The organism is Pseudonocardia sp. TRM90224 (assembly GCF_021245725.1).
Lineage (GTDB): Bacteria > Actinomycetota > Actinomycetes > Mycobacteriales > Pseudonocardiaceae > Pseudonocardia.
Genome location: NZ_JAJGSX010000003.1, coordinates 336,309 through 345,351, shown reverse-complemented (window position 1 = coordinate 345,351; position 9,043 = coordinate 336,309). Strand labels below are relative to the sequence as shown.

The 9,043-nt window shown below is 70.4% G+C and carries 10 protein-coding genes; 5 read left to right on the top strand and 5 right to left on the bottom strand.

Going from position 1 to position 9,043, the window contains the following annotated elements:
• Nucleotides 1–563 precede the first annotated feature (563 nt).
• The 4 genes from LL648_RS05820 (at nt 564) to LL648_RS05805 (ending at nt 3,495) form a co-directional block, all read left to right on the top strand.
• Nucleotides 564–1,013: a pyridoxamine 5'-phosphate oxidase family protein gene (locus LL648_RS05820; RefSeq protein WP_308190264.1), complete on the top strand. Its 450-nt coding sequence runs from the start codon at nt 564–566 to the stop codon at nt 1,011–1,013.
• A 34-nt stretch (nt 1,014–1,047) separates the two neighbouring features.
• The gene (locus tag LL648_RS05815; RefSeq protein ID WP_441344300.1) at nt 1,048–1,593 is read left to right on the top strand and encodes a VOC family protein; all 546 of its coding nucleotides are present in this window, start codon (nt 1,048–1,050) and stop codon (nt 1,591–1,593) included.
• A gap of 476 nt (nt 1,594–2,069) precedes the next feature.
• The gene (locus LL648_RS05810; RefSeq protein WP_232661360.1) at nt 2,070–2,891 is read left to right on the top strand and encodes an alpha/beta fold hydrolase; all 822 of its coding nucleotides are present in this window, start codon (nt 2,070–2,072) and stop codon (nt 2,889–2,891) included.
• Between the two features lie 25 nt (nt 2,892–2,916).
• The gene (locus LL648_RS05805; protein ID WP_232661359.1) at nt 2,917–3,495 is read left to right on the top strand and encodes a GNAT family N-acetyltransferase; all 579 of its coding nucleotides are present in this window, start codon (nt 2,917–2,919) and stop codon (nt 3,493–3,495) included.
• Here the strand turns inward: LL648_RS05805 and LL648_RS05800 are convergent.
• The 5 genes from LL648_RS05800 to LL648_RS05780 form a co-directional block, all read right to left on the bottom strand.
• Complete coding sequence (locus LL648_RS05800; RefSeq protein WP_232661358.1) at nt 3,483–3,821, bottom strand: MmcQ/YjbR family DNA-binding protein; 339 nt, start codon at nt 3,819–3,821, stop codon at nt 3,483–3,485. The two genes, LL648_RS05805 and LL648_RS05800, sit on opposite strands and share 13 nt — an antisense overlap.
• A gap of 49 nt (nt 3,822–3,870) precedes the next feature.
• Nucleotides 3,871–4,692: a hypothetical protein gene (locus LL648_RS05795; RefSeq protein WP_232661357.1), complete on the bottom strand. Its 822-nt coding sequence runs from the start codon at nt 4,690–4,692 to the stop codon at nt 3,871–3,873.
• A gap of 57 nt (nt 4,693–4,749) precedes the next feature.
• Nucleotides 4,750–5,235, bottom strand: coding sequence for a GNAT family N-acetyltransferase (locus tag LL648_RS05790; protein ID WP_232661356.1), 486 nt, complete (start codon nt 5,233–5,235; stop codon nt 4,750–4,752).
• A complete protein-coding gene (locus LL648_RS05785) occupies nt 5,210–5,512 on the bottom strand; it encodes a hypothetical protein (RefSeq protein ID WP_232661355.1) in 303 nt (100 codons plus the stop codon). Before LL648_RS05785 ends, LL648_RS05790 begins: the two co-directional genes overlap by 26 nt.
• A 123-nt stretch (nt 5,513–5,635) precedes the next feature.
• Complete coding sequence (locus LL648_RS05780) at nt 5,636–7,684, bottom strand: Hsp70 family protein (RefSeq protein WP_232661354.1); 2,049 nt, start codon at nt 7,682–7,684, stop codon at nt 5,636–5,638.
• A 284-nt stretch (nt 7,685–7,968) separates the two neighbouring features.
• Here LL648_RS05780 and LL648_RS05775 point away from each other — a divergent pair, with 284 nt between their 5' ends.
• On the top strand, nt 7,969–8,802 hold the full coding sequence (locus tag LL648_RS05775) for a hypothetical protein (RefSeq protein ID WP_232661353.1): 834 nt from the start codon (nt 7,969–7,971) through the stop codon (nt 8,800–8,802).
• Nucleotides 8,803–9,043: the final 241 nt, after the last annotated feature.

The following is a 9,043-nucleotide window of genomic DNA, read 5'->3' as shown; positions in this document are numbered from 1 at the left end:
GATCGATCGCTCCCGGAACGGTGTCGAATGACGTGTGGAAACCACGAACGAGGCACGTCGCGCCACAGGCAGCGACCCACCGGCCGGACGGACGCACACACGCCCGGCATCACGCGCTGCCGCCGACCGGGATCTTCACGGGTAGTCAGTGACGAACCCGATCGACGACCCGCACAGGGTGACCACCGGTGGTCCGGGGAGCCAACACTTTTCGACGAACTCGAAAACCAAGGCAGTTCCGCCATGCCCGGGCGGGCGCCTCGTGGAACCGTGTGGTCGTTGATGTGCCGGGCGCGGGTCGTCATCAACTGCCAACGTCTGTCACGTCAGGTGGTGGTGCGATGCCGCTAAGCCGTGTTTAGGAAGTCAGGATCGATGCTCTTCGTGATCCAGATCGTTCCTGGCAAGGCGCCGCCCCGATCCGTCGTACCCAGACAATCGACACCGCGTACCCGGTCGGGGCGGCTGTGCCGAGTTCGAGCCGCCAGGGACGATCTGGGCACGGAGAGCGCGATCAGGACTTTCTCAACACGGCTCAGGCTGCCTAGGCGAACAGCACAGAAATCAACGACGTCCTCGGCGATCCGATAGCGCAGAAGCTGCTGCGGGCGCCGATCCACGCCCGTCTCGCCGACACGGCGAAGGACGGTTCGCCGCGGGTGATCCCCATCGGCTACACGTGGAATGGCAACGACTTCGCGATGGGATCCGCTCACAACGCCCCGAAGGTGAAGTCGCTCGCCGCGAATCCACGGGTGGCCCTCACGATCGACTCCGAGGATTTCCCGCCGAACATCCTGCTCGTGCGCGACGTGGCCGCGCTCGAACTCGTAGCCGGTGTTCCGGATGATTTTGTCGAGGCCAACTGCAGGTTCATCGGCGAGCCGCCCCAAGGGAAGGGGCTCAACGGTAGGTGGCGTTCTACGGCGGCGCTCCACCGAAGACCGCCAGGATCCGGGACTTCATTGCGTCGGCAGCTGAGCAACGACCGCCGGTACGTGGAGCCTGGCTGATCATCAAGTCTCAGACTTTCTCCTGGTCCCGGACGTGCTGGCCGGCCTGCGTGCCGGCATCGAGACCTTCGTCCGCGCCCACCCGCTGGACCCCGGAGAGCCGTACACCTCCGAACTGAACACCGCCCTCGCCGCCATCCGGTCCCACTTGCGGCCCCGCGCTGCAACAGTGACGCTCATGGCCTTCCTGCAGCTGACCGCGATCCTCGTCGAGGACTACGACGACGCCATCGAGTTCTTCACCCGGGCGCTGGGGTTCGAGCTGGTCGAGGACTCACCGGCGAGCACCAACGACGGCCGGCCCAAGCGTTGGGTGGTCGTCCGGCCGCCGGGTGCGGAGACGGGCATCCTCCTCGCCCGTGCCGACGGCGAGCACCAGGTCGCCGGGATCGGCCAGCAGCACGCCGGGCGGGTCGGCTTCTTCCTCCACGTCGACGACTTCGACACCCGCTACCAGCGCATGCGAGCGGCCGGCGTCGAGTTCCTCGGCGAGCCCAGGACCGAGCAGTACGGACAGGTGGTCGTCTTCCTCGACGTCGCCGGCAACCGATGGGACCTGCTCGGGCCCGCCCCTTCGTGAACGCGCTCAGGTGGACGTTGCGCACCGTCGACACACCGTGCACATGGCCGACCATGTGCAAAGCACACCCCCCGGTGTGCAAAGTGCGACCCCGCTCCCAACCCCCGGGAGCCCGCCCCTGCCGCACGGCGCGGCCCACTGGCCCCGGGTTGATCAACTCGCAGTCGTTCACGTCCAGACGTGAGCGAGCGCCCGCTGACCCTGCCCCCATCCACGACATGGAACCTTGTGGCGGCCGTGCAACGTTGCAAGCCCGCCACAGGGGTTCCATGTGGCGCCGGGTGAGCCGTTCCGTACAGCCCACCCCGGCCGCACGGCGCGACCTACCCGCGAGGGGATGCGTGCGCAACGCACACGTTGCCAGGAAAGTGGCTTTCCTGGCACCCCCGACCACCCACCCCGGCGGGCGACCTGTGTGACGCAAGATTCTTCTTCGTTCGCGATGACTCGGCGCCGCGGAGGGAGTCCTACCCGCCATGACAAACACGATCACCACCGACGTGCTCGACGTCCCCGGCGCGCACCTCTACTACGAGGTCCGCGGCAGCGGCCCGCTCGTCGTGCTCGTCGCCGCCCCGATGGACGCGCGTTCGTTCGGGCCTCTCGCCGACCTGCTCGCCACCGACCACACCGTGCTCACGACGGATCCGCGCGGCATCAACCGCAGCTCCGTCGACGACCGCGGGGCCGACTCGACACCCGAGCTGCGCGCCGACGACCTCGCGCGCCTCATCACGCACCTCGACGCGGGCAAGGCCGACGTGCTCGGCTCCAGCGGCGGCGCCGTGAGCGTGCTCGCGCTGGCACAGGACCACCCGGAGCTGGTCGGAACGGTGGTCGCGCACGAGCCGCCGCTGCAGGGCGTGGTCGACGACCACGCGGAGCTCGCCGCGCGGACCGAGGACATGATCACCACCTACCTCTCGGGTGACATCAGGGGCGCGTGGCGCATGTTCTTCGACATGGCCGACATGCACGTGCCGGAGCCGGTGTTCGAGCAGATGGTCGGCGCCGACCGCGACGCGCAAGCCGTCGCCGACGACGACTACCAGTACACCCGCATGCTCCGCCCCACCACCCGGTGGATGCCCGACGTCGAGCGGCTGCGCACGGTCGACGCCCGCGTCCTGATCGGCATCGGCGAGGACTCAGCGGGGAACTTCTGCGACCGCTCGGCACGGGCGCTCACCGCGCTGCTCGGCACGGAGCCGACCATGTTCGGCGGCGGTCACATCGCCTTCGTCGACGACCCGGCGACGTTCGCCACCCGGCTGCGCGCCGTCCTCTCCGAAACCTGATCGCGCCCCGCGCGAGAATGACGTGGTGCGGATCTACCTCGAAACCGACCGGCTCGTCCTGCGCAGGATGACCGAGGCCGACGTCGACGACCTCCTCGCGTTGAGCACCGACCCGGACGTCATGCGCTACCTCACCCCGACGATCGAGCTGACGGCCGAGGAGATCCGCACGGAACACATCCCGAACTACCGGCGCTGGTACGACACCACGCCGGGGTTCGGGTACTGGGCCGCGATCGAACGCGCGACGGGCACCTTCCTCGGCTGGTTCTTCCTCAGGCCGCCCGCGCACGACCCCGCACCGGGTGAGGTCGAGCTGGGCTACCGGCTCAACAAGGCCGCATGGGGCCGCGGGTTCGGGGCGGAAGGTGCCCGCGCCGTCGTCGAGAAGGGCTTCGCCGAGTTCGGTGTCGAGCGGGTCGTCGCGTGGACGATGACGATCAACACCGGGTCGCGGCGCGTGATGGAGAAGGCTGGGCTGCGCTTCGTGAAGACGTTCGACGACCCCGACTCGGTGGGCATCGAGGGCGCGGAGCACGGCGACGTGGAGTACGCCCTGACCCGCGCGGAATGGGCGGTGGCTCAGGCGGCTCAGGTGTCGTAGGCGGCGCGCACCCTGGCCGGCGCGCGGTGCCGCCACGCGTCCTCCACCAGCTCGCCGAGCTGCGCGCGCCCCACCTTCTCCAGGTCGACGAGTATGGAGCCGTAGCCGTCGTAGTGCGGGGTCGTGTAGAAGGCCGGGTCGCCGGATGCGAGCAGGGCCTCCTTCTCCGACATCTCGCACATCAGCACGAGCCCGCCCTCGGCCTCGGTGCGCAGCCGGGCGAAGCCCTTGCCCTTCACCTTCAGCGCGGGTGTGCCGTACGAGGTCGACACCTCGACCTCCGGCAGTGCCATGGCCATCTCCACGACGTCGTCCCAAGTCGGCATGGGGACATGGTGGCCCCCGCGACCGCCGGGCGTCATGGACGAAACGGAACTAGCGCACCCGTGATCTGCGCGGGCGCTGCGGGCGGCTGGTCAGCACGACGACACCGGCGACGGCTGTGAGGAGACCCAGGATGAACGGCCAGGTCCACCCTTCGCGCACCGGGTCGCCGAGCAGCACGATCCCGACGATGCCCGGCAGCACCACCTGGGTCACGACGAGCAGCGCGGTGACCGTGCCGACGTTCCCCCGTGCGAGCGCCGCCGACCACGCCACCATGCCGACCAGCCAGAAGCCGACGACGAGGTACGTGCCCGGCTGGCCGAGCAGCGCCAGCAACGAGAAGCCGGGGCCCACCTCGACGTGCGCGGCACGCACGGCGAGCGAGATGCCACCGAAACCCATGCCTGCGCAGATCGAGAGCGGCCACGCGCGCGAGTACTGCCGCAGCACCAGCACTGCAACGGCGAGCACGAGCACCACCGTGATCAGGATGGCGTCGACGACCCCCGCGGTGACGGGCGGCGCCTCCGTGCCCGCGCTCGCGGCCACGACGGCGAGGCCGGCGACGCAGGTCGCGACGGCGATCCGGGTGGGGCGGTCGAGCCTGGTGTCGTTGAGCCGGGCCCCGACCACAGCGGTCAGCGCGATGGAACCGCCGATGACCGCCTGCACCGCGAAGACGGGCAGCTGGCGCAGCGCGACCACCGTGAAGAGGAACGCGCAGAGGTCGACGAACAAGGCCAGCAGGTAGCGCGGCTGCACCGCGATCGGCCGCTTTCGGGTGGCCCGGCCTGCGGCATCGGCGGCAAGCAGCGCCCCGACACTGTTGAGGACCATCGCCACCACGGCGACGATCAAGCCGATCACCACTTGTTCAGCATGCCTGCTCGGGTGCGGCCTCGCGGCACTGGGCCACTCCGATGCCCCTCAAAGCGGCAGGTGCATCGTCGGGAGGGGACGCCCGAGCGGCGAGTCGGCGTACCCGGTGTGGATCCCGCCCATCCGCTCGTAGAACGGGACGGCGTACGGCTCGGCCTCCCATTCCAGCAGCCGCGCCCCGGCCGCAGCCGCGCCTTCGACGGCGTCCTCGAAGAGCAGCCGCCCGGTACCGGAGCCGATCTCGTCCGGTTCGAGCCACAGGTCGTCGAGCACGGCGACCGCGCCGCGGCGCAGCACCGTCGAGAAGCCGACGACGACGCCCCCGCGCTCCGCGACCCGCACGTCGTTCGACGCGATCACCTCGGGCGTGAGCGACATCAGGCGGGCCCAGCGGCGGAGGAAATCGGCTGGGTAGGGCCAGTAGGACTTGGACCGGATCGCGAGCTCGCGCAGCTCGGCCGCCTCCTCCTGCCGCGCGGCCCGGATCAGGATCCCGGAGGACAGCCGCTCAGCGACGGGCTTCCTGTACGTCATCAACCGGACCGCCTTGCACGGGGATCTCGAAGAAGCCGCTCATCAGACCACGCTGCGGCGCCGCTGCGACGTCCGCGTTCGCTTCTGCCCAGCGGTTCGCCCGATGCTCCTGCAGCTTGCGCCGCGGCACCGTCAACAGCCAGCAGACGAGCAGCACGAGCACCGTCCCGAGCAGCAACGGTCCGCCGATCAGCAGCACCGGCCACCCGAATCCCAGCACGGCGACCACAAGAGCCGCGACTTCCAGACCGATGACAGCGAACCCCAACCGGAGCATCGCTCACTTCCCTCCCACGACCACGCGCAACCCCCTGCGCCACCCGCACCTTCATCGCCGCGGGATCGATGATCGTGACACCGTTCGGGGGGATCCCCCCGAACGGCGGACTACCGGCCCGTACTACGCCGAGACGGTCTCGGCGGACGCCGGGGCGGACACGGTGGAGACAGGCTGGTTCGCAGCTGCCGGTGCGACGCCGTCGGACGCCGGGGTCGGTCCGGTCACGGCCGGCGGAGCGGCGGAGGGCAGATTCCCGGTGCCGCCGGTCGGCGGTCCGGCCGGCGGCGGCCCTGCGGCACCGGCCGACTCGTCGGCCGGTGCTGTCGGCTCGGAATCCTGCGTCGTGGGCTTCGCCGTCGTCGTCGGTGCGGTGGTCGGTGTGGTGGTCGTCGGTTTGGTGTCCGCGGACGGCGGCGGGGGCTCGACGGGGCCGGCGTCGGGCCCGCGGGTGGCGGTCTTCCCACCACCGTTGGTGCCCTGGTGCGGGGTAGGCGCGGGCCCGGGGTCCTGCTGCTTGGAGGTCGACTCGGTGGAGCTGCCGGCCGGCGTGGTGCTGGGGTTCCCGGAGTTCTGCGAGAGGACCACGGCGATCACGATCGCGGCGACGGCGAGCAGGCCACCTACGCCGATGAGCATCCCCACGGGCCGCTTGCGCTGCTCCGGCTCGGCGTCGTACTCCCAGTCGTCGTCCGGCTCCGGTGGTGGCGGCGGTGCGGCGGCGTGCCGGGACCGGCGCTCCGGCGGCCGTTCTGTCGAGCCCGTGTAGAGCGAGTTCGCCGACTCGTGCGAGTGGCCGCCGGGGGACCGGTGCGAGCCTGTGAACTGCTGTTCCTGCTGGTGCGCCCCGGTCGGGTACGGGCCGGCCTGGTGCGCGCCGGGCGGCGGACCGGCCTGGCGTTGGTGCGCACCGGTGCGGTCGACGCCAGGCGGCGGCGTGTTCGGCAGCGACGGGCGCGGCGGACGCGGTGGCGCCATGTTGCCGGCGGCCATCGCGGCGGCTCCCGCTGCGGCGCCGGCGGCTCCGGCCGGTGCGGCGGCGCGCCGGGACGGCGCCGGGGCGGCGACCTCGACCGGCTTCGGCGAGATGGCGAGGGCGGCGCCCTTCGCGATCGCGTTCTTGGGGTCGGCGTCGACCGCAACGGGGCGGCCGAGCTGCTCCGAGACCAGCTGCCCGACGAGCGGGATGCGCGAGGAGCCACCGACCAGCAGCACCGCCGTGAGCTGCGCGGGTGCGAGCCCGGCCGAGCCGACGGCCTTGCGCAGCGCCTCGACGGTGTCCTCGACGTAGGGCCGGATCAGGCTCTCGAACTCGCTGCGGTGCAGGCGGACCGATCCGCGCGAGCCGGGGAGCATGACCGGGATGGACACGTCGGTGTCGCTGCTGAGCGCTTCCTTCGCGTCGGTGCAGTCGCGACGGATCCGCGCGACCGCCGAGAGCACCTCGGGGTCACTCTCGTCGAGGTCGGTGAACGCACCGGGCAGCCCCTCGACGACGTGTTCGAAGACGGCCTGGTCGAAGTCGATGCCACCGAGCCGCTCGAGCCCCTCCGGGCGCCCCAGCAGCCCGAACCCGACGAGGCCGGCCGCGGTCGCGGCGGGGTCGGCCTTGCGGACCACAGCGGCGTCGAACGTCCCGCCACCGAGGTCGTAGACCGCGATCGTCGAGCCTGGGCCCACCCGCTCGGCCTCCGCGTAGTGCAGCGCGGCGGCCTGCGGCTCGGCGAGGAAGGTGACCGCGAGGCCCTGCCCGGCCAGCGCACCGGCGAGCAGCTCCTTCTTGTGCTGCCCCCATGCGGCCGGATGGGTGACGGCGATCTGCTCGGCCGGGCCGCCCTCGCGTTCGGCGACGCGATCGACGACCCACCTGACCAGGCGTGCGGACAGCTCTTCCGGCGCCCACGCCCGTCCGGCGACGACAACGGGTGTCGGGTCGCCGATGCGGCGCTTGAACTCGCGCACGACGCGGTCGGGGTCGGTGATGGCACGCCGCTCGGCGGCCTCCCCGACGACGACCCCGCCGTCCGGCCCGATGAACAGGACGGATGCGACGGTCGCGTTGCGGGTGCCGAGCGTGACGACTTCAGGGTCCACCCAGCCGTGGTCGGAGGAACGGCAGACCGCAGCTGCGGTGTACGTCGTTCCCAGGTCGATCCCGAGCTGGTACCCCATGAAACTTCCCCTTAAGCCCCGACGTTGCCACTCCGTTGCCGGAGCGGCCCCTTCATCGCCATCGAAGTATCCCGGTCGTCCGTTAGCCCCTTCACAGGGCGTACACCCGAACGTGTGGCGGGATCCCCGAAACCCCCTAACGGGTGATGATCCCCCATCCCCGAACGGAGCGATCCACGACCCTGGGTGATCCCCGATTGCCGCAGGGCGCCCTCCCCCTAACTTGTTAGCTGCGCCGGCCGGGGGAGTCGGCCGTTCCCCACGAAGCAATGGAGTAGTCACTCATGTCCGCAAACCTCATCGAGTTCCTGCGCAGCCTCCTTTGGAACGACGACCTTCGCCAGGACTTCAACGACGACCCGCAGGGGACGCTCGCGGAGCACGGCTTCGACCACCTGTCGAACCAGGACATCGTCGACGCGCTGACCCTCATCAACGAGGACAACCACGAGGCGAGCTTCGACCGCGACTACGAGACCGGTGGCAACCACATCGGTGGCGGCCACGTCACTCTGCCGGCGCCGGAGCCGCACCAGAGCCCGGCCGAGTACATCACGCAGGTCGTGAACAACAACTACGTCGACGACCGCGACACCATCGTCGACAACTCGGTGAACCAGAACATCGACAACCGCGGTGGCGAGTTCAACCAGAACATCGACATCGACTCGAACGTCGTCTCCGGCGACGGCGCGGTCGGCGCCGGCGGCGACATCAACGGCGACGTCATCACCGGCGACGGCAACGTGAACGGCGACGGCAACCAGGTCGTGAACGGCGACGGCAACACGACCAGCTTCGGCAGCGGCGACGCCGTGAGCACCGAGATCGACGGCAACGTCAACGTCGACGACGGCAGCTCGTTCGCCATCGGCGGCAACTCGTCGGCCAGCACGACCGACAACTCGACGAACGACTCCTTCAACGACAGCAGCGACCACAGCCTGAGCAACGTCGGCAACGACTACAGCGAGACCTCGTACGACAACGCGTTCAACCACGAGACCGACAACAGCATCAACGACTCGGGCAACGAGCACACGTCGATCGACATCGACGACTCCGGCAACAGCTCGAGCGACTACACCGACAACAGCGACACCTTCGTCGACGCCTGAGCCACCCCCCAGAGAGGCCCCGCCACCCCGGATCCGGACCGGGGGCGGGGCCTCTCGCCGTCCACGGTGGGGTGACCCGATTGGACAGGACGCCGATCCCCCATTACTCCCTAACCGGTGCGGCGCCGGCCCCCGATCCCGACCCGGACGGACCCTGCTCGATCCCCGATGGCCCACCGCCGATGCGGACATAACGTCTGAAGCTGGGCCGCCACTCCGTCCGGACGGCGGGCCCGACGAG

Excerpts from the sequence above, each read along its gene's own strand:
- LL648_RS05810 (WP_232661360.1), top strand. The coding sequence starts at position 2,070 with ATGACAAACACGATCACCACCGACGTGCTCGACGTCCCCGGCGCGCAC.
- LL648_RS05800 (WP_232661358.1), bottom strand. The coding sequence starts at position 3,821 with ATGCCGACTTGGGACGACGTCGTGGAGATGGCCATGGCACTGCCGGAG.
- LL648_RS05790 (WP_232661356.1), bottom strand. The coding sequence starts at position 5,235 with ATGACGTACAGGAAGCCCGTCGCTGAGCGGCTGTCCTCCGGGATCCTG.
- LL648_RS05785 (WP_232661355.1), bottom strand. The coding sequence starts at position 5,512 with ATGCTCCGGTTGGGGTTCGCTGTCATCGGTCTGGAAGTCGCGGCTCTT.
- LL648_RS05780 (WP_232661354.1), bottom strand. The coding sequence starts at position 7,684 with ATGGGGTACCAGCTCGGGATCGACCTGGGAACGACGTACACCGCAGCT.
- LL648_RS05775 (WP_232661353.1), top strand. The coding sequence starts at position 7,969 with ATGTCCGCAAACCTCATCGAGTTCCTGCGCAGCCTCCTTTGGAACGAC.